This is a genomic window from Sphingobium sp. FG11 (genome assembly GCF_057809915.1).
The window spans coordinates 34,550-52,127 of record NZ_JBMDKW010000011.1; the positions used below are offsets into that span (position 1 = coordinate 34,550).

The 17,578-nt window shown below is 64.3% G+C and carries 19 protein-coding genes and 1 tRNA gene; 13 read left to right on the forward strand and 7 right to left on the reverse strand.

Annotated elements, in window-relative coordinates:
• Positions 1-3: 3 nt before the first annotated feature.
• Complete coding sequence (locus ACODSN_RS10975; protein ID WP_489055332.1) at positions 4-1,227, reverse strand: polyhydroxyalkanoate depolymerase; 1,224 nt, start codon at positions 1,225-1,227, stop codon at positions 4-6.
• Positions 1,228-1,349: 122 nt separating this feature from the next.
• Here ACODSN_RS10975 and ACODSN_RS10980 point away from each other — a divergent pair, with 122 nt between their 5' ends.
• On the forward strand, positions 1,350-2,006 hold the full coding sequence (locus tag ACODSN_RS10980; RefSeq protein ID WP_489055334.1) for a glutathione S-transferase: 657 nt from the start codon (positions 1,350-1,352) through the stop codon (positions 2,004-2,006).
• 7 nt (positions 2,007-2,013) lie between these two features.
• On the opposite strand, the gene ACODSN_RS10985 is transcribed toward ACODSN_RS10980, so the two are convergent.
• From ACODSN_RS10985 to acnA, 3 genes are all read right to left on the reverse strand, one after another.
• Complete coding sequence (locus ACODSN_RS10985; RefSeq protein ID WP_489055336.1) at positions 2,014-2,715, reverse strand: glutamine amidotransferase; 702 nt, start codon at positions 2,713-2,715, stop codon at positions 2,014-2,016.
• Positions 2,716-2,786: 71 nt separating this feature from the next.
• Positions 2,787-3,062 carry a CBU_0592 family membrane protein gene (locus ACODSN_RS10990; RefSeq protein ID WP_489055338.1) on the reverse strand — a complete coding sequence of 92 codons (276 nt, stop codon included), beginning with the start codon at positions 3,060-3,062 and terminating at the stop codon, positions 2,787-2,789.
• A gap of 108 nt (positions 3,063-3,170) precedes the next feature.
• Positions 3,171-5,840, reverse strand: a complete 2,670-nt coding sequence (acnA, locus tag ACODSN_RS10995; protein ID WP_489055340.1) for an aconitate hydratase AcnA — start codon at positions 5,838-5,840, stop codon at positions 3,171-3,173.
• Positions 5,841-6,122: 282 nt separating this feature from the next.
• On the opposite strand from acnA, the gene ACODSN_RS11000 reads away from it, so the two are divergent.
• Positions 6,123-6,389, forward strand: a complete 267-nt coding sequence (locus tag ACODSN_RS11000) for a hypothetical protein (protein WP_489055342.1) — start codon at positions 6,123-6,125, stop codon at positions 6,387-6,389.
• 12 nt (positions 6,390-6,401) lie between these two features.
• Here the strand turns inward: ACODSN_RS11000 and ACODSN_RS11005 are convergent, their stop codons facing one another.
• Positions 6,402-6,605 (reverse strand): DUF5818 domain-containing protein, encoded by a 204-nt coding sequence (locus tag ACODSN_RS11005; protein ID WP_489055344.1) that lies wholly within the window; start codon positions 6,603-6,605, stop codon positions 6,402-6,404.
• Positions 6,606-6,609: 4 nt separating this feature from the next.
• Positions 6,610-6,795 (reverse strand): DUF1328 domain-containing protein, encoded by a 186-nt coding sequence (locus tag ACODSN_RS11010; RefSeq protein ID WP_242127810.1) that lies wholly within the window; start codon positions 6,793-6,795, stop codon positions 6,610-6,612.
• A gap of 115 nt (positions 6,796-6,910) precedes the next feature.
• On the opposite strand from ACODSN_RS11010, the gene ACODSN_RS11015 reads away from it, so the two are divergent.
• Both ACODSN_RS11015 and ACODSN_RS11020 read left to right on the forward strand, forming a co-directional pair.
• Complete coding sequence (locus ACODSN_RS11015; protein WP_489055346.1) at positions 6,911-8,683, forward strand: copper resistance system multicopper oxidase; 1,773 nt, start codon at positions 6,911-6,913, stop codon at positions 8,681-8,683.
• Entirely contained in the window at positions 8,680-9,534 is an 855-nt protein-coding gene (locus ACODSN_RS11020) for a copper resistance protein B (RefSeq protein ID WP_489055348.1), read from the forward strand. The genes ACODSN_RS11015 and ACODSN_RS11020 overlap by 4 nt, the downstream gene beginning before the upstream one ends.
• Position 9,535: 1 nt before the next feature.
• Here the strand turns inward: ACODSN_RS11020 and ACODSN_RS11025 are convergent, their stop codons facing one another.
• Complete coding sequence (locus ACODSN_RS11025) at positions 9,536-10,534, reverse strand: 2-hydroxyacid dehydrogenase (protein ID WP_489055350.1); 999 nt, start codon at positions 10,532-10,534, stop codon at positions 9,536-9,538.
• 141 nt (positions 10,535-10,675) lie between these two features.
• On the opposite strand from ACODSN_RS11025, the gene ACODSN_RS11030 reads away from it, so the two are divergent.
• The 9 genes from ACODSN_RS11030 to rplA all read left to right on the forward strand — a co-directional run bounded on the left by ACODSN_RS11030 (position 10,676) and on the right by rplA (position 17,550).
• Positions 10,676-11,146, forward strand: coding sequence for an SH3 domain-containing protein (locus tag ACODSN_RS11030; protein WP_489055352.1), 471 nt, complete (start codon positions 10,676-10,678; stop codon positions 11,144-11,146).
• Between the two features lie 708 nt (positions 11,147-11,854).
• The gene (locus ACODSN_RS11035; RefSeq protein WP_489055354.1) at positions 11,855-12,850 is read left to right on the forward strand and encodes an aspartate carbamoyltransferase catalytic subunit; all 996 of its coding nucleotides are present in this window, start codon (positions 11,855-11,857) and stop codon (positions 12,848-12,850) included.
• Positions 12,851-12,962: 112 nt separating this feature from the next.
• Positions 12,963-14,186 (forward strand): dihydroorotase, encoded by a 1,224-nt coding sequence (locus ACODSN_RS11040; RefSeq protein WP_489055356.1) that lies wholly within the window; start codon positions 12,963-12,965, stop codon positions 14,184-14,186.
• Between the two features lie 93 nt (positions 14,187-14,279).
• Positions 14,280-15,191 carry a YihY/virulence factor BrkB family protein gene (locus ACODSN_RS11045; protein ID WP_489055485.1) on the forward strand — a complete coding sequence of 304 codons (912 nt, stop codon included), beginning with the start codon at positions 14,280-14,282 and terminating at the stop codon, positions 15,189-15,191.
• Positions 15,192-15,249: 58 nt separating this feature from the next.
• Positions 15,250-15,325: transfer RNA gene (locus ACODSN_RS11050), tRNA-Trp, on the forward strand.
• A 172-nt stretch (positions 15,326-15,497) separates the two neighbouring features.
• A complete protein-coding gene (secE, locus tag ACODSN_RS11055) occupies positions 15,498-15,704 on the forward strand; it encodes a preprotein translocase subunit SecE (protein ID WP_489055358.1) in 207 nt (68 codons plus the stop codon).
• 39 nt (positions 15,705-15,743) lie between these two features.
• A complete protein-coding gene (nusG, locus tag ACODSN_RS11060) occupies positions 15,744-16,280 on the forward strand; it encodes a transcription termination/antitermination protein NusG (protein ID WP_340231730.1) in 537 nt (178 codons plus the stop codon).
• A gap of 135 nt (positions 16,281-16,415) precedes the next feature.
• The gene (gene rplK, locus ACODSN_RS11065; protein WP_489055360.1) at positions 16,416-16,847 is read left to right on the forward strand and encodes a 50S ribosomal protein L11; all 432 of its coding nucleotides are present in this window, start codon (positions 16,416-16,418) and stop codon (positions 16,845-16,847) included.
• Positions 16,848-16,851: 4 nt separating this feature from the next.
• Complete coding sequence (gene rplA / locus ACODSN_RS11070) at positions 16,852-17,550, forward strand: 50S ribosomal protein L1 (protein WP_489055362.1); 699 nt, start codon at positions 16,852-16,854, stop codon at positions 17,548-17,550.
• The last annotated feature ends 28 nt before the right edge of the window (positions 17,551-17,578 follow it).

Below are 17,578 nucleotides of genomic sequence, written 5' to 3' on the forward strand. Positions count from 1 at the left end.
TGCTCAGTTCATCGCCAGGATCATGTTGCGGACCTGCGGATAGACCTGCTTTTCCCATTTGCTACCGGAAAATACACCATAATGGCCGACGCCCGGCTGGAGATGGTGACGTTTCAAATGCGGGCGCAGGCCCGAGCAGAGCGCATGCGCTGCCGCCGTCTGGCCCACGGCGCAGACATCGTCCCGCTCCCCTTCCACCGTCAGCAGCGCGGTCTTGTGGATCGCGCCCGGATTGACGATGCGTCCGCGATGTTCCATTTCGCCCCTCGCCAACAGCGCGCGCTGGAACACGCGATCGACGGTTTCCAGATAAAATTCGGCGGTCATGTCGAGCACCGCGAAATATTCCGCGTAGAAATCCTTGATCTGGTTCGCCTCGACCTCGCGGCCGTCCGCCAGCAACTGATAGAGTTCGCGATGCTGCGCGCCGTGCCGTTCCATATTCATGGACATGAACGCGGCGAGTTGCAGAAAGCCCGGATAAACCTGACGCCCGCGCCCCGCATAGCGGAACGGCACCTGTGTAATCAGCGTCTTTTCAAACCAGTCGATCGGCTTTTCATTGGCCAGTTCGTTGACCACGGTCGGCGCGGCGCGGGTGTCGATCGGCCCGCCCATCAACGTCATCGAACGCGGCGTCGCCGGGTCCTTGTCCTCCGACATCAGCGCGACGGCGGCCAGTGCAGGCACGCAGGGCTGGCACACCGAAAGGATATGCGCGCCCGGCCCAAGTTCCTGCAGGAAGTGGATCGTGTAATCGACATAATCCTCAAAGCCGAAACGCCCGGCGCTCAATGATACGTCGCGCGCATTCTTCCAGTCGGTGATGTAAACGTCATGGTCGCGCAGCATGGTCGCGACGGTACTGCGCAGCAGCGTGGAGAAATGGCCCGACATCGGCGCCACGATCAACACGCGGGGCTGCGCCGTTTCGACATCATCCTTCGCGAAATGCAGCAGGTCGCCGAACGGCAGGTTCAGCAGCACCTCTTCCCGCACCGCGACAAGCGCATTGCCGCTGCGGACCTGGCCGATATTATAGGCGGGGCGGCTGTGGGTCAGCTTCGCGCCCTGAAAAACATCCATCAGCGCGAACATCCGGCGCGGCATCGCCCAGTCCGCAGCCGAGCCGATGCTGTCCCGGACGCCAAGCGCGACCTGGGCTGCAAAACGCGCGGGGGCCAGCATGTCGCTGAACGCCTGATATCCGCTGTAGAGCATTCGCATAATGTCAAACGACCTTTTTTCCAGCCTAGTTACCGATTCGGTCTTGTGTCAACGCTATACATGGTTTCCATGTTGCACTGCATCATGAATAAAAAAATGGATTCGGAAAGGGAACAATTGCCATGGCGATCGCGGAACTGACCCTTGCGAGCAAAAATTATTCCTCCTGGTCGCTGCGCGGCTGGCTGCTGTGCCGGCTCGCAGGCCTGAAGGTGGTGGAAAAGACGATCGCGCTCGACGATCCCGAAAACCGCGCCGAGCTGCTGCTGCTATCGCCGTCGGTGCTGGTGCCGCGCCTGACCCATGAAGGCGCGAGCGTGTGGGATACGCTCGCCATCGCCGAATATCTGCATGAGCTATATCCCAATGTCGGCATGTTTCCCGCCGACCGCATCACGCGTGCGCATTGCCGGTCGGTGTCGGGGGAAATTCATTCGGGCTTTTCGAACCTGCGCTCCGCGCTGCCGATGAACCTCAAGATACGGCATGATAAATTCCCGATCTTTTCCGGCGCGAAGGCGGATATCGAGCGGATCGAGACGATCTGGACCGAATGTCTCGACAGCTATGGCGGTCCCTGGCTGTTCGGCAAGGAACCGACTGTCGCCGACGCCATGTTCGCGCCGGTCGCGCAACGCTTCCTCACATATGCCGTCAAGCTTTCGCCCAAGGCCGCGGCCTATTGCGAAACGATCAATAGCTGGGACCTGATGCGCGAATGGATCGAGGACGCCCGCGCCGAACCAGACGACATGGAAGAGCTTGAGATAGAGTTCTGAGCGGGCTTCAGATTTCCAGCGCCGCCAGCCATTCGGCCACCATGGCGCGCCCGGCCGCCACCGCGCCCGGACCGTGCGCATCATGGTCCTGGCGCAGGGCGATGCCGCACTGCCGGGCGACATCGAGATCGGCCCAGAAATGGCTCAGCCAGTCGTCGAAGCGCGGGTCCTCCCCCATTTCCGCATGGAACTGCAAGGCCAGAAGATTGGAGCCGCGCCGAAAGGCCTGATGGGCGTAGAGATCGGTCGAGGCCAGCAGTTCGACGCCTTGGGGCAGGTCGAACGTATCACTGTGCCAATGTAATAGCGGTACATTCTGAATATGGCGCAGCGGCGACATAGCGCCCGCTTCGTTCAGCGCGACCGGCGCGAATCCCAGTTCCATATGGCCGCCGGGATAGACCGGCGCGCCAAGTGCCGCCGCGATCATCTGGCTGCCGAGGCATACGCCGAGCGTCGGCCGGTTCTGTTCCAGCCGGGCGGCGAGCTTGTCGATCTGCATCGGAATCCACGGATGCGCGTCCTGCTCATACACCCCCATCGGCCCGCCCATCATGATAAGCAGATCGGGCGATCGCAGGTCGATGTCGGTAAAGGCGGGGTCGCATACGTCGATCCGCTCGATCGCATAGCCTGCCGCTTCGATGGGCTGGAGATAGCCTGCCGCGCCCTCGCGCGGGACATGTCGAACGATGAGTGCCTTTTTCATTGTCGCGCCGATGTTAGGAGATCGCACATCGGCCCGCCAGCCCCGCCCTTCTTGACCGGCTGAAATTTTCCCTATCGGCGGTTGGCGGGATCAGCCTTCATCCGCCACAGCGCCCATAGGCCGATCGCGCACCAGACGATGTTGAGCGCCATCGACGGAATTGCGCCATGCCACCAGGTATTGAGGATGAAAAAGGCCGCGCCCAGAGCGTTCATCCATTGAAAGACCGCGGAATGGGCCGACACCTGGCCGATCGAGACCAGCAGATAGGCCCCCAGCACCAGCGCCGCGCCGACCCAGCCGACAATCTCGACGACCAGAGCCAATGTTTCGGTCCCTGCTGGCATATCCTCTCCTGTCCAGACCATCCTTTCATCACAGCCGCGCGCAAAAGCAAAGAGGCTCCCCCCTTTCGGAGAGAGCCTCTTTCACTTTGCCTTCAGCGTGGCAGCGGATCAGGCCGCCAGCTTGCGCAGCACATATTGCAAGATGCCGCCGTTGAGGAAATATTCCAGCTCGTTGATCGTGTCGATCCGGCAGAGCGCGGTGAAGGTGAAGGTCGAGCCGTCGGCGCGCTTGACGATCACGTCCACATCCTGACGCGGCTTGAGGCCCGCGACATTCTGGATGGTGAAGGTCTCGTCGCCGGTGAAGCCGAACGTGTCCTTGCTCTCGCCATTCTTGAACTGGAGCGGCAGCACGCCCATGCCGACCAGGTTCGAGCGGTGGATGCGCTCGAAGCTTTCGACGATGACCGAACGGACGCCCAGCAGGTTGGTGCCCTTCGCCGCCCAGTCGCGTGACGATCCGGTGCCATATTCCTTGCCGCCGATGACGACCAGCGGCGTGCCGTCGGCCTTGTGCTTCATCGCCGCGTCGTAGATCGGCAGCACTTCGCCTTCGTAACGGGTCATGCCGCCCTCGACGCCATCCAGCATCAGATTCTTGATGCGGATATTGGCGAAGGTGCCGCGCATCATGACCTCATGATGGCCGCGACGCGCGCCATAGCTGTTATAATCGGCCTGCGCGACCTGATGCTCCGACAGCCACTTGCCTGCGGGGCTGGACGCCTTGATCGAGCCGGCCGGCGAGATGTGGTCGGTGGTGATGGAGTCGCCGAAGATCGCCAGCGGCTTGGCTTCGATGATGTCGTGCACCGGCGCGGGGGTCATGGACAGACCCTCGAAATAGGGCGGGTTGGCGACATAGGTCGAACCCGCGCGCCAGCTATAGGTGTCCGAACCCGCCACATCGATCGCCTGCCAATGGGCGTCGCCCTTGTAGACATCGGCATAGCGCGCCTGGAACATGGGGCGATCCATGCAGCCCGCCATGGTCAGGGCGACCTCGTCGTTGGTCGGCCAGATGTCCTTGAGGTAAACATCGTTACCGGCCGTGCTGACGCCGATCGGGGTGGTGATGAAATCCTCGATCACCGTGCCCTTGAGCGCATAGGCGACGACCAGCGGCGGTGAGGCGAGGAAGTTGGCGCGCACGTCCGGCGACACGCGGCCTTCGAAATTGCGGTTGCCCGAGATCACGGCGGCGGCGACGAGGCCGTTTTCGTTGATCGCCTTGCTGATCGGTTCGGCCAGCGGGCCGGAGTTGCCGATGCAGGTGGTGCAGCCATAGCCGACGAGATTGAAGCCGACGGCGTCCAGATGCTCCTGAAGGCCGGCCTTGTTCAAATAGTCGGTGACGACCTGGCTGCCGGGAGCGAGGCTGGTCTTGACCCATGGCTTGGGCTTGAGGCCCAGCTCATTCGCTTTCTTGGCGACGAGACCGGCGGCGACCAGAACGCCGGGGTTCGACGTGTTAGTGCAACTGGTGATCGCGGCGATGGTGACGTCGCCGTCGCCAATGTCGAAATCCTTGCCCTCGACCGGAACGCGCTGCTGCGCCTTCTTGTAGGTGTTGGCCATGTCGGCATTGAACACATCATCGACGTCCGGCAGCGCGACGCGATCCTGCGGACGCTTGGGACCGGCGAGGCTGGGGACGACCGAGCCAAGGTCCAGTTCCAGCGTGTCGGTGAATACCGGCTCAACCGACGGATCGATCCAAAAGCCCTGCTCCTTGGCATAGGCTTCGACCAGCGCGATATTCTCTTCGCTGCGGCCGGTCAGGTGCATGTAATCCAGCGTCTTTTCATCGATGCCGAAGAAGCCGCAGGTCGCGCCATATTCGGGCGCCATATTGGCGAGCGTCGCGCGATCGGCGAGCGTCAGCGACGCAAGGCCGGGGCCGAAATATTCGACGAAACGGCCGACGACGCCCTTCTTGCGCAGCATCGCGGTGGCGGTGAGGACAAGGTCGGTGGCGGTCACGCCTTCCATAAGCGTACCGGTCAGCTTGAAGCCGACGACTTCGGGGATGAGCATCGAGACCGGCTGGCCGAGCATCGCGGCTTCCGCCTCGATCCCGCCAACGCCCCAGCCCAGAACGCCCAGGCCGTTGATCATCGTGGTGTGGCTGTCGGTGCCGACGCAGGTGTCGGGATAGGCGACGGTGACGCCATCGGGGCCTTCGCTCGACCATACCGCCTGCGCGATATTTTCAAGGTTCACCTGATGGCAGATGCCGGTGCCGGGCGGGACGGCATAGAAGTTCGCGAGGCTCTTGCTGCCCCATTTCAAGAAATCGTAGCGCTCGAAATTGCGCTGATATTCGATTTCCACATTCTGTTCGAACGCCTTGGGCGTGCCGAATTCATCGACCATGACCGAATGGTCGATCACGAGATGGACGGGAACCTGCGGGTTGATCTTGGCGGCGTCGGCGCCGAGCGCGTTCATCGCGTCGCGCATCGCGGCAAGATCGACGACGCAGGGAACGCCGGTGAAATCCTGAAGCAAAACGCGAGCGGGGCGATACTGGATTTCGCGCTCGGCCTTGCCCTTGTCATTCTGCCAGTCGATGATCGCCTGGATATCGTCGGTGGTGACGGTGACGCCATCTTCGAACCGGAGCAGGTTTTCGAGCAGCACCTTCATCGAGAAGGGGAGCCTGGAGACATCGCCCAGCTTCGCCGCCGCTTTCTTCAGGGAATAATAGGCAATGTCCTTGCCCCCGACAGCCAATGTGTCGCGCGTGCCCAGAGTGTCCTGTCCGATGGCGGTCATAAGTCGTGCGTCTCCTCGCATAGTCCCGGATCGCGGGCGATAAGGAGCCGACATTCCACCAGTATCTCGCCCGATCATCCCTGACTGTGGCAAGGTGGAGGGATGCGCCCCAACCGACGGTCGAAGCGGGTGTGTCCCGATGTTGCAGCGCCATAGCGACTGCGACCGGGGAGTCAAATGCGCGCGCGCATTTTCCGCCAGGACGGCGCAAGACGCATCGGGATATAATGGCCCGGCGCGGCGTTATGACGGCACAGAACATATAATAGCAAGGATGAGACGATGCGCCCCCATTCCCACTCCGCGTCAGGCCGGTCCTACGATCCCGCACTGCGCGGCTACATCATCCATTACCATGCTGGCGAACCCAATCATTGCCCCGGCTGCGGCCGCAGTCAGTGGGTTGTCGGCCGCATCATGGCGGAATGCGCCTATTGCGAGACCGCGCTGCCGCTCGACCACGCGAGCAATCAGGGCCTGATAGCGCGCTTCGTGCAGACGCACGGGCCGGTCAGCGAGATCGATCCGGCTCGTCTGCCCGTCGCCTGACGCCGACTATAGTCAGGCCGGGGCTACGCCTTCGACCTCAACGATGTCGTCGCCGGCATAATAGCCCCTGATGCGCACCCGTTTTTCGACATGATCTACGGGGACGCGCAACAGGATGAGACGAAATGTGCCGCCAAGGTCGCGCCGGAGCAGGAAGCCGGCGCCGTCGCGCACCAGCCTGCCTGTTTCATCCACTCCGGCGCCCACCCCTAACATGATGTCAGTCTATCGCGTTTTTGATTCCCTTGCCAGCCAGCAGGCCAAGGACGAGGAAGATCGCGAACAGCGCGATGGCGACGATGAACAGGATCTTGGCGATCCCGACGAACGTCCCGGCCGCACCACCGAAGCCCAATATGGCGAGCACGGCGGCGATGACGAGGGAAATGATGGCGAGGCGGATCATCGAAATAGCCTTTCAATAGAGCATATATCCTTGAAACGGCCGGTGGCGGACGGGGTTCCGCATCGGCGGCGCTGGCGTTTGCGGGCATGACATGGCATGCTGCGACGGCACCATAATGAGTTTCCCTGTGCCCTCATCCTTCCTGTCACGCCGCGCCATGCTGCGCGCCGCCGCTGGCATCGGCGGCTCCAATTTGTTCTGGAATTGCGCGCCGGGCTGGGCGCGCAGCGGTTCGCATGGACTGGCCACGACCGGCGGCGACGTGGTTTCGGGCGAGGATATCGCGCTGACCATCGGCCGCCGCAGCTTTGCGCTTGGCGCACAGCGCGGCCATGCGGTGACGGTGAACGGCGCCTTGCCCGGCCCGCTGATCCGGCTGCGCGAGGGGCAGAATGTGCGGCTGGCCGTGACCAACAGTCTGAACGAGGACAGCTCGATCCACTGGCATGGCCTGCTGGTGCCGTTCCAATATGATGGCGTGCCCGGCGTCAGCTTTCCGGGCATCGCGGCGGGCGAGACCTTCACCTACGCCTTCCCGGTCAGGCAGGCCGGGACCTACTGGTATCACAGCCATTCGAACATGCAGGAGGCGATGGGCCTATATGGCGCGATCGTCATCGATCCGGCAGGCGGCGACCGGGTGCGGGCGGATCGCGAGCATATCGTGGTGCTGTCGGACTGGAGCTTCACCCATCCGCATATGTTGCTGCGGCGGCTCAAGCAGATGGGGGGCAATTATAACCGGCAGCGCCAGACGGTCGCCGGGTTGCTCGCCGGGCGCGATCAGCCGCTGGCCAAGCGGCTCGACTGGGCCAGGATGCGGATGGACCCGACCGATATTTCGGATGTGACCGGCGCGGCCTATCAGTATCTCGTCAACGGCCATGACAGCGCGAGCAACTGGACGGGCCTGTTCACGCCGGGCGAGCGGGTGCGGCTGCGCATCGTCAACGCATCGGCGATGACCAATTTCAACATCCGCCTGCCGGGGCTGGCGATGACGGTCGTGCAGGCGGACGGGCAGGATGTCGTGCCGGTCGAAACCGACGAATTGCAGATCGCGATCGCGGAAACCTATGATGTCGTGGTCCAGCCGCCGGAGGCGCGCGCTTATGCGTTCGTCGCGGAGGCGATCGATCGGTCCGGCCAGTGCCGCGCGACGCTGGCCCCGGCGATGGGCATGGCGGCCGCGATCCCGCCGCGCCGCCCCCGGCCGCTGCTGACGATGCGCGATATGGGCATGGACCATGGCGCCATGGCAGGGGGCGCGGCGATGGATCATATGGCGATGGGCCATGATGCGGCCCCTGCCCCGGCGACTGCGCATGGCGCGATGAAGATGCGCGATCCGGCATCCGCGCCGGACGTGCCGCTCGGCCCCGGCGTGGCGAGCCTGTCACCCATGCCCGCCGATCGCACCGGCGATCGGCCCACCGGGCTGGAGGATGTGCCGCATCGCGTACTGACCTATCGCGACCTGCGCGCGGCTGTGCCCAATCCCGATATGCGCGCCCCCGGCCGCTCGATCACGCTGCATCTGACCGCGAACATGGAACGCTATATGTGGTCGTTCGACGGGGTGAAATATAGCGACGGCGTCGATCCGATCCCCTTTCGCCTCGGCGAGCGGGTGCGCGTCACGCTGGTCAACGACACGATGATGCCGCATCCGATCCATCTGCACGGCCATTTCTTCGACCTGGTGACGGGCGCGGACGATGATGGCGCCAAACCGCGCAAGCATACGGTCAACGTCCTGCCGGGCGGCCGGCTGAGCTTCGACCTGACCGCCGATGCGCCGGGCGACTGGGCGTTCCACTGTCACATGCTGCTGCATATGCATGCGGGGATGTTCCGGGTCGTCACCGTGCGGGCGGACCCGGCATGAGGGTGCTGTTCGTCCCGCTGGCGCTGATGCTGGGCCTCGCGCCCGCCGTGGCGCAGGACCATAGCGGGCACGACATGGCGGACATGCCGGGGATGACGATGGACGCGCCCGCTCCGCCGCCGCAGTCCCACGGCCATGAGGGCCATGGCGCGCCTGTCACACCCCCTGCCCCGCCAGCCGATCACGCGGCAGACGCTCTGTTCGATCGCGACGCGATGGCGCATGCGCGCGGGATGCTGGTGCGGGAAAATGGCGGCATGGCGCATAATATGGTGCTGGTCGACCTGCTCGAAGCGCGGTTGCAGCGCGGCCGCAACGGCTATCGCTGGGAGGGCGAGGCGTGGATCGGCGGCGATATCGACCGGCTGACGATCAAGACGCAGGGCGAAGGGACGCGCGGTCGGATCGACCATGCCGAAGCGCAGGCGCTGTGGTCGCACGCGATCGACCCGTGGTTCAACTTCCAGCTCGGCTTGCGACAGGATATCCGCCCGGCCCCGGCGCGCAGCTATGCGAGCGTCGGCATCGAGGGGCTGGCGCCCTATTGGTTCAAGGTCGCCGCCGCGCTGTTCCTGTCCGACAAGGGCAGGCTGACGGCGCGGGTCGAGGCGAGCCACGACATCCGCCTGACCCAGCGCCTGCTGCTGACGCCACGGGCGGAGGTCAATCTGGCGACCCGCGACAGCGTGCTGCGCGAGGCGGAACTGGGCGCGCGGCTCGGCTATATGATCGAGCCGCGCTTCACGCCCTATGTGGGAGTCGAATGGAGCGGGGTGCGGGGACCGGAAGCGATGGCGGCGGATGATCGCAATGTAACCCGGTTCGTCACGGGGCTGCGCTTCTGGTTCTAGGTCAGATCCAGCCTTCCAGCACCTGATTGGGCGGGCGGTGGCCATCCGACCATGTGCGGATATTGGCGATGACGCGCGCGCCGGTGGCGTCGCGCCCCTCGACCGTCGCCGACCCCATATGCGGCAGCAGCACGACATTGGACAGCGCCAGCAGCCGCTGGTCGATCGCCGGCTCGTGGGTATAGACGTCCAGCCCCGCGCCGCCGATCCGACCTTCTTCGAGCGCGGCGATCAGCGCCGCCTCGTCGGTGATCTCGGCGCGCGAGGTGTTGATGAGATAGGCGTCGGGGCGCATCAGCGCGATCCGGCGCGCGTCGATCATCCCCCGGCTGTCGGCGTTGAGCGGGCAGTTGATCGACAGGACGTCGCATTCGCCCAGCAGCGAATCGAGATCGGGATACCAGACCGCATCCAGCTCCTGCTCCACCTCGAACGGCAGGCGGTGGCGGTTGTGATAGGCAATGGTCAGGCCAAAGGCGCGGGCGCGGCGCGCCACCGCCCGGCCGATGCGGCCCATGCCGACGATCCCCAGCCTTTTGCCGCCGATGCGATGGCCGAGCATGCCCGATGGACTCCAGCCGCTCCAGGCGCCGCTGCGCACCAGCTTTTCGCCTTCCGCGAGACGGCGGGGTACCGACAGGATCAGCGCCATCGTCATGTCGGCGGTATCTTCGGTCAGGACGCCGGGCGTGTTGGTGACGATGATCCGCTTTTCGCGCGCGGCGGCGAGATCGATATGATCGACCCCGCTGCCGAAACTGGCGATCAGTTGCAACCGTTCGGGCGCGGCGGCGATCAGCGCGGCGTCGATCTGATCGCCGATGGAGGGTACCAGCACGTCGCATTGCGCCATCGCGCGCGCCAGCGCCGCACGATCCATCGGCACGTCGCCGACGTTGAAACTCATGTCGAACAGCTCCGCCATGCGCGCCTCCACATTGGGCGGCAGACGACGGGTCACGATGACCCGCGGCGTGGCGGGGCGCGGTTTCTTGGCCATGTCTGGCCGCTATGCCCCGTCAGGCTGCGGGTCAAGCGCTTATCCCCGGATTTGCACGCTCGCTTATAACTCAACGGTTGTCGGTCGGGCCTGCTGGCGGCTAAGAGAGAGCCGGGGCGCGGACAGGAACTTGATTTGCATATGAAGCGATATCTGCTGGGCGCCTCTATCGCCGCCGTCAGTCTGTCGGGTGCCGTACAGGCGGTCGCCGCTCCGGCCCGCCCGGTGCCCTATTGGGCGTCGATTTCGGAGAATGAGGCGCGGATGCGCGTCGGACCCAGCCTCGATTACCCGTCCAACTGGATTTACCGCCGCCGCGATCTGCCGCTGAAGGTGGTTCAGGTGCTGGGCCTGTGGCGCAAGGTGGAGGATAGCGAAGGTGCGCAGGGCTGGATGCATGTCCGCCTGCTCAGCGACGCCAAAACGGGGGTCGTGACCGCGCCGGTGGCTCCCTTGCGCGAATCCCCCAATGAAGGGTCGCGCGCGCTGTTCCGCGCCGAAAAGGGCGTGGTCGGACGGCTTTCGTCCTGCGCCGGTGGATGGTGCGCATTCGACGTGCGCGGACAGCGCGGCTATATCAGGACCAGCGACATGTGGGGCGGCGTGCAGTAGGAAATGGCCAAATTAAAAATGGGCCTGCTTGCAGTAGCGCTGTTGTCGGCTAGCGCTGCGCATGGAGTTGAGCCGAGCCGCATCATTGACGGAGCATGGTATGACGGTGGTGGAAGTGAGGTTGTTCTAACGGGCGACTCTTTCCGGAAGGATCCAATAGCTCCCGGAACTCGGCATTTGGGCGACTTGGTTAAGCTGTTTGCGGACGCCTGCCTCAATGTCCCGATAGGGACCGCCGCCGCTAAGCCGGCGATAGAAAAGCGGCGCGATTGGCAATTCCGGTATATCGATGCTGACGCTGGGACAAGGCCAGGTGCACGCCTTGATGGATGGCAAGCGTCAGACGTAACTGTCAGTTCACATTGGGACACGTGGCCGCTCGCGGAATGTAACGTCCTTGCCGCGCGATCTTTTCAGGAAGAGGCGGACGCCGTTGGTGCGCTGATTACTGCTTCGCTGTCGATCGAGCCTGTAAAGCGGGGCAATGTACGCCGGGCTGACGGAGGAAAAGTTCAAGGGACGACATGGCGGTGGGACGTGAATGGGCCGGGAGGTGCAGCCCGTCATATCTACGCCTCGATCGTAAAACAAACTGATCGCTATTTTCTGCATCTTGGCGTCACCGAGTTACGACCGCGCGCGCAATAGCCGGTTTGCGCGGCCCGTGCGGCTTGCCCTGCCCTGCCCGGTCGCCTAAGGGCTTGGGCCATGTCCGAAACGACCGCCGCGCCCAATCCGCCCGATCTTGCCGGTCGCGCGCTGTTTCCGCACCGGCATCTCCTGTCGATCGCCGACCTCAAGCCCTGGGAAATCCGGTTCCTGCTCGACGAGGCGGAACAATGGGTGCGCGCCAATCGGGGCGTCGCGCACAAGCATGACGACCGGCTCGCCGGCATGACCCAGATCAACGCCTTCTTCGAAAATTCGACACGGACCCTGCTGTCCTTCGAGATTGCGGGGAAAAGGCTGGGCGCGGACGTCGTCAACATGGTGGCGGCGACGTCGAGCGTGAAGAAGGGCGAAACGCTGATCGACACGGCGATGACGCTCAACGCCATGTATGCCGATGTCATCGTCATCCGCCATGCGAGTTCGGGCGCGGTGCGGCTGATCGCGGACAAGGTCGATTGCCCGGTGCTGAATGCGGGCGACGGGTGGCACCAGCATCCGACGCAGGCGCTGCTCGACGCGCTGACCATCCGGCGGCGCAAGGGGAGCTTCGAGGGGCTGGTAGTGGCCATTTGCGGCGATGTGCTGCACAGCCGGGTCGCGCGCTCCAACATGCTGTGCCTCGCGGCGCTGGGCGCGCAGGTGCGGGCGGTCGCGCCGCCGACCCTGATGCCGCCCGAGGTCGAAATGCTGGGCGCGACGCCCTTTACCCGCATGGACGCGGGTCTCGACGGGGCGGATGTGGTGATGATGCTGCGGTTGCAGAATGAGCGGATGGACGGGGCGTTCATCCCCTCGCCGCGCGAATATCATATGCTCTACGGCCTGACGCCCGAGCGGCTGGCGCTGGCCAAGCCCGACGCGCTGGTCATGCATCCCGGCCCCATGAACCGGGGCGTCGAAATTTCGAGCAGCGTCGCCGACCATCCCGAACGCTCCGCCATCACCGAGCAGGTGGAGATGGGCGTCGCGATCCGCATGGCGTGTCTGGATGTGCTCACGCGCGGGGCAAGGGGTATCGAGGGATGGGCTTGACCATCCCGACCATCAAGGAGCGAGGGATGGGCATGACCTCTTCGTCATTCCCGCAAAGGCGGGAATCGATGCCTTCGCTTTGCGCCGGGCTACAGGGTCGGAGGATTGTGTCTTGACGAGTCTCGCTATCGTCAACGGCCGGCTGGCCGACCCGGCAGGGGATCAGCTGGCGGACGGCGTCATCCTGATCGAGGGCGACCGCATCGTCGCCGCGGGCGATATCGCCGTTCCCGAGAACGCCGAACGCATCGACGCGCGCGGACTCGTCGTCGCGCCGGGGCTGGTCGATCTGGGCGTGTTCGCGACCGACAAGCCCGCTTTTCATTTTGGCGGGATCACGCGCGCGGCGCTGATGCCCGACCAGTCCTCCCCGCTCGACGACGCCGGTCTCATCCGGCAGGCGACACGGGCGGGCAAGCCGGACTTCTGGGTCCATCCGATCGCGGCGGCGACGCGCGGCCTCAAGGGGCTGGAGCTGGCCGAAATCGGCATGATGCAGGCGGCGGGCGCGAAGGCGGTCGGCACCGGGCGGCAATGGATCGCCGATTCGGGCGTGATGCTGCGGGTGCTGGCCTATGCGTCCGGCCTTGGCCTGACGGTGATCGCTCATGCCGAAGATGGCGGTCTGACCGCGAGGGCGGTGGCGACATCGGGCGAGACCGCGACCCGGCTCGGCCTGCCCCACGCGCCCGCCTGCGCCGAAGCGATGGCGATCGCGCGCGACATCATGCTGGTGCGACAGACCGGCGCGGCGCTGCATTTCCGGCTGGTCACGACGCAGGCGGGCTTCGATCTGGTGCGCGCCGCCAAGGCGGAGGGGCTGAACGTGACCTGCGGGGTCAGCCCGGCCTATCTGTTCCTGTCGGACAATGCCGTCACCGATTTCCGCACCTTCGCTCGCCTGTCGCCGCCGCTGCGGTCGGAGGATGACCGCAAGGCGGCGATCGCGGCGGTTGCCGATGGCACGGTGGACGTCATCACATCCAGCCATGATCCGCGCGGACCGGAGGACAAGCGCCTGCCCTTCGCCGACGCCGCGCCGGGCATGGCGGGCGCGGAAACGCTGCTGGCGCTCTCGCTCAATCTCGTGCGCGACGGCCATGTGTCGCTCAACCGGCTGATGACGCTGCTCAGCGCCAATCCGGCCCGCATCCTGGGGGTGCAGGCGGGGAGCTTTTCGCCGGGGAGCGCCGCCGATCTCATCTTCATCGATCCCGACGCGCCGTGGATCGTGGATTCGGGCAAGATGGCGGCGCAGGCGGGCAATACCCCGTTCGACCGCGTGCCCGTGCAGGGCCGCGCCCGCCGGATCATGAAGGGCGGCGTCTTTCTCTAAAACCCCTATCGGCCCTCGACCGGGGGAACTCCCGACCGCCTTCGCGCGCTTGCTGGCGGCTGCCTGCGAACAACCGGGCGAACAGGGGACATGATGACAGAGATGGTCGCGCACGAAGTCCATGCCGATGCGCCATGGAAGATCCCGCCGCGCGCGTGGTGGGAAATCGCCAAGCGCGTCTGGGCGGCGATAGCGACCAATCATCTGTCACTGCTCGCGGCGGGCGTCGCCTATTACGCCTTTCTCAGCATCGCGCCTCTGCTGGCCGCCGTCGTGCTGACCTATGGGCTGATCGGCGATCCGGCGCTGGTCGCGGAACATATGCGATCGATCATCACGGTCGTGCCCGCCGACGCCGCCAAGCTCATCAACGACCAGTTGATGGCCATCGTCACCACGACCAAGCCTGCGGTCGGCTTTGGCCTGCTGCTCGCGCTCGCTCTCGCCGTCTATGGCGCGACGCGCGCCGCCTCGGCCATCATCGAGGCGCTCAACATCGTCTATGAGGAGAAGGAGGCGCGCGGTTTCTTCGCCTTTTACCGGGTGTCGATGGGGATCACCTTTTCCGCTGTGCTGGTCGTGGTGAGCGGCGTCGTCACCGCTTCGGTCATCGGGTTTTTGCAGGACATGGTCAGCGGCTGGGGCGCCGCCGCGATCTTTTCCGTCAAGCTGCTGACGTGGATCGCCGCCGCCGCGCTCGCGAGCCTGGTGTTCGCGCTCGTCTACCGCTTCGGGCCGCATCGCCGCCGGGCGCGGTGGCGGTGGCTGACCACCGGGTCGATCACCGCGACCCTGTTCTGGGTGGCGACAACGCTGGCGGTATCGCTCTATGTCGCGAAATTCGGCAATTATAACGAGACATACGGGTCGCTGGGCGCGGTCGTGGTGCTGCAATTATGGCTCTATGTGTCGGCCTTCGTGGTTCTGCTCGGCGCGCAGATCAATCAGGAGGCGGAGCGGCAGACGAGCGCCGATACGCAAGTGGAAGAACCCGCGCCGCAATGAGGTTTATTGCCTTGCCCTCCCCCGCTGGCCACGCTAAAGCGCCCTCCTTCGCCGGCACAGGAGTGTAGCTCAGCTGGTAGAGCGTCGGTCTCCAAAACCGAATGTCCTCGGTTCGAATCCGGGCACTCCTGCCAAAGCCTTTTAGCGGCATCCCTTGTCTATCGCGGGGTTTGCCGCTAGATGCGCCGTCGAATTGTGTCGCGAAGCTATGCGGCCGCACCCCCGGACGCCGAACAGGGCGGGATCGGGAGGGCGGCGTATTGCCTCGCGCTTTGGTGTTGGTTTCGAAGGTGAACGGGCAGCTGCATGGCCAAGACTTCTCCCGGTGAGTTCGTCAATCAGGTCAAGACCGAAGCGTCGAAGATCGTCTGGCCCACCGGCCGCGAGACGATGATGACGGCGGTCATGGTCGTCATCATGACGACGACGCTGGGGCTGTTCTTCTTTGGCATCGACACCTTCTTCGGTGCGATCGTGCGCTGGCTGCTGGCGTTCGCCGCCGGGCAGGCCTGAACGATATGACCGGATATTTTGGGAGTTTGACACGGTAACATGGCGCGCTGGTACATCATCCACGCCTATTCGGGCTTCGAAAACAAGGTCAAGGAATCGATCCTGTCCGAAGCCGAGCGCATGGGCCTCACCCAGCTGGTCGAACAGGTGGAAGTCCCCACCGAGACCGTGACAGAGGTCAAGCGCGGCAAGAAGGTGCAGGTCGAGCGCAAGTTCATGCCGGGCTACGTCCTCGCCAAGCTGGCGATGAACGACGATGTCTATCACCTCGTCAAGAACACGCCCAAGGTCACGGGTTTCTTAGGGTCGATGGGCAAGCCGCAGGCGATCAGCGAGACCGAGGCCGCCCGCTATTTCGGCGCCCGCAAGGAAGCCGAAGCCGCGCCCAAGCACAAGGTCAGCGTCGATTACGAGATCGGCGACGCGGTCAAGGTGCTGGACGGTCCCTTCGCCAGCTTCAACGGCACGGTCGAGGAACTGGATTTCGAAAAGAACCGGGTCAAGGTGTCGGTGTCGATCTTTGGTCGCGCCACCCCGGTCGAACTGGATTTCGAACAGGTCGAACTGTCCAAGTAAGTAAGTTCGGCGGAATAAGAATTTCCGGGCGACCGGAAATAAGCGCGGGAGGCGTTCTACGGAGCGCCGCTTGAACCGCTAAACTTGAACCGGGTGTGTCCTTTACCGGCGCGCCCAGCAACAGAGTGAGTGACAATGGCCAAGAAGATTACGGGCTATATCAAGCTCCAGGTGCCCGCTGGAGATGCCAAGCCTGCCCCGCCGATCGGCCCAGCACTGGGTCAGCGCGGCGTGAACATCATGGAATTCTGCAAGGCGTTCAACGCGCAGACGGCGAACATGGACAAGGGCACGCCCCTGCCCACGATCATCACCGTCTATGCCGACCGCAGCTTCACCTTCACGATGAAGCAGCCGCCCGCGACCTTCCTCATCAAGAAGGCGATCAATCTGAAGTCGGGTTCCAAGGAACCGGGCAAGGTCGTCGCCGGCAAGATCACCCGCACCCAGCTCGCCGAAATCGCGCAGGCCAAGATGGTCGATCTGAACGCGAACGACATCGACGCTGCAACGAAGATCATCGAAGGCTCCGCTCGCGCGATGGGCCTCGACGTGGTGGAGGGCTAAGATCATGGCAAAGCTGACCAAGAAGGCGAAGGCACTCGCCACCACGATCGATCGTGAAAAGCTGCACGGCGTCGATGAGGCGCTGGGCCTGATCAAGACCCACGCGACCGCCAAGTTCGACGAAAGCGTCGAGATCGCGATCAACCTGGGCGTCGATCCGCGTCACGCCGACCAGATGGTCCGTGGCGTCGTCACCCTGCCCGCAGGCACCGGCAAGGACGTCCGCGTCGCCGTGTTCGCCCGTGGCGACAAGGCCGAAGCGGCGACCGCCGCCGGCGCCGACATCGTGGGTGCGGAAGACCTGCTGGAGAGCATCCAGGCCGGCAATATCGACTTCCAGCGCGTCATCGCCACGCCCGACATGATGGGTCTGGTCGGTCGTCTCGGCAAGGTGCTGGGTCCCAAGGGCCTGATGCCGAACCCGAAGCTTGGCACCGTGACGCCGAACGTCGCCGAAGCCGTGAAGGCCGCCAAGGGTGGCCAGATCGAATTCCGCGTCGAAAAGGCGGGCATCATCCATGCCGGCCTTGGCAAGTCGAGCTTCACCGCCGAAGATCTGCGCAAGAATTTCGACGCCTTCGTCGATGCGATCGTCAAGGCGAAGCCGACCGGATCGAAGGGCAAATATGTCCGCAAGATCGCCCTGTCGTCGTCGATGGGTCCGGGCGTGAAGGTCGATGTGGCGGAAGTCGCCAACGTCTGATTTCTGCGCTATAAGGTAACAAGGAGCC

Coding starts and splice junctions, on each gene's coding strand:
- ACODSN_RS11000 (WP_489055342.1), top strand. CDS start 6,123: ATGCGCCCCCATTCCCACTCCGCGTCAGGCCGGTCCTACGATCCCGCA.
- ACODSN_RS11045 (WP_489055485.1), top strand. CDS start 14,280: ATGACAGAGATGGTCGCGCACGAAGTCCATGCCGATGCGCCATGGAAG.
- ACODSN_RS11015 (WP_489055346.1), top strand. CDS start 6,911: ATGAGTTTCCCTGTGCCCTCATCCTTCCTGTCACGCCGCGCCATGCTG.
- ACODSN_RS11030 (WP_489055352.1), top strand. CDS start 10,676: ATGAAGCGATATCTGCTGGGCGCCTCTATCGCCGCCGTCAGTCTGTCG.
- rplK (WP_489055360.1), top strand. CDS start 16,416: ATGGCCAAGAAGATTACGGGCTATATCAAGCTCCAGGTGCCCGCTGGA.
- ACODSN_RS10990 (WP_489055338.1), bottom strand. CDS start 3,062: ATGCCAGCAGGGACCGAAACATTGGCTCTGGTCGTCGAGATTGTCGGC.
- ACODSN_RS11010 (WP_242127810.1), bottom strand. CDS start 6,795: ATGATCCGCCTCGCCATCATTTCCCTCGTCATCGCCGCCGTGCTCGCC.
- ACODSN_RS11025 (WP_489055350.1), bottom strand. CDS start 10,534: ATGGCCAAGAAACCGCGCCCCGCCACGCCGCGGGTCATCGTGACCCGT.
- ACODSN_RS11035 (WP_489055354.1), top strand. CDS start 11,855: ATGTCCGAAACGACCGCCGCGCCCAATCCGCCCGATCTTGCCGGTCGC.
- acnA (WP_489055340.1), bottom strand. CDS start 5,840: ATGACCGCCATCGGACAGGACACTCTGGGCACGCGCGACACATTGGCT.
- ACODSN_RS10975 (WP_489055332.1), bottom strand. CDS start 1,227: ATGCGAATGCTCTACAGCGGATATCAGGCGTTCAGCGACATGCTGGCC.
- rplA (WP_489055362.1), top strand. CDS start 16,852: ATGGCAAAGCTGACCAAGAAGGCGAAGGCACTCGCCACCACGATCGAT.
- ACODSN_RS11005 (WP_489055344.1), bottom strand. CDS start 6,605: ATGTTAGGGGTGGGCGCCGGAGTGGATGAAACAGGCAGGCTGGTGCGC.
- ACODSN_RS10985 (WP_489055336.1), bottom strand. CDS start 2,715: ATGAAAAAGGCACTCATCGTTCGACATGTCCCGCGCGAGGGCGCGGCA.
- ACODSN_RS11020 (WP_489055348.1), top strand. CDS start 8,680: ATGAGGGTGCTGTTCGTCCCGCTGGCGCTGATGCTGGGCCTCGCGCCC.
- secE (WP_489055358.1), top strand. CDS start 15,498: ATGGCCAAGACTTCTCCCGGTGAGTTCGTCAATCAGGTCAAGACCGAA.
- nusG (WP_340231730.1), top strand. CDS start 15,744: ATGGCGCGCTGGTACATCATCCACGCCTATTCGGGCTTCGAAAACAAG.
- ACODSN_RS10980 (WP_489055334.1), top strand. CDS start 1,350: ATGGCGATCGCGGAACTGACCCTTGCGAGCAAAAATTATTCCTCCTGG.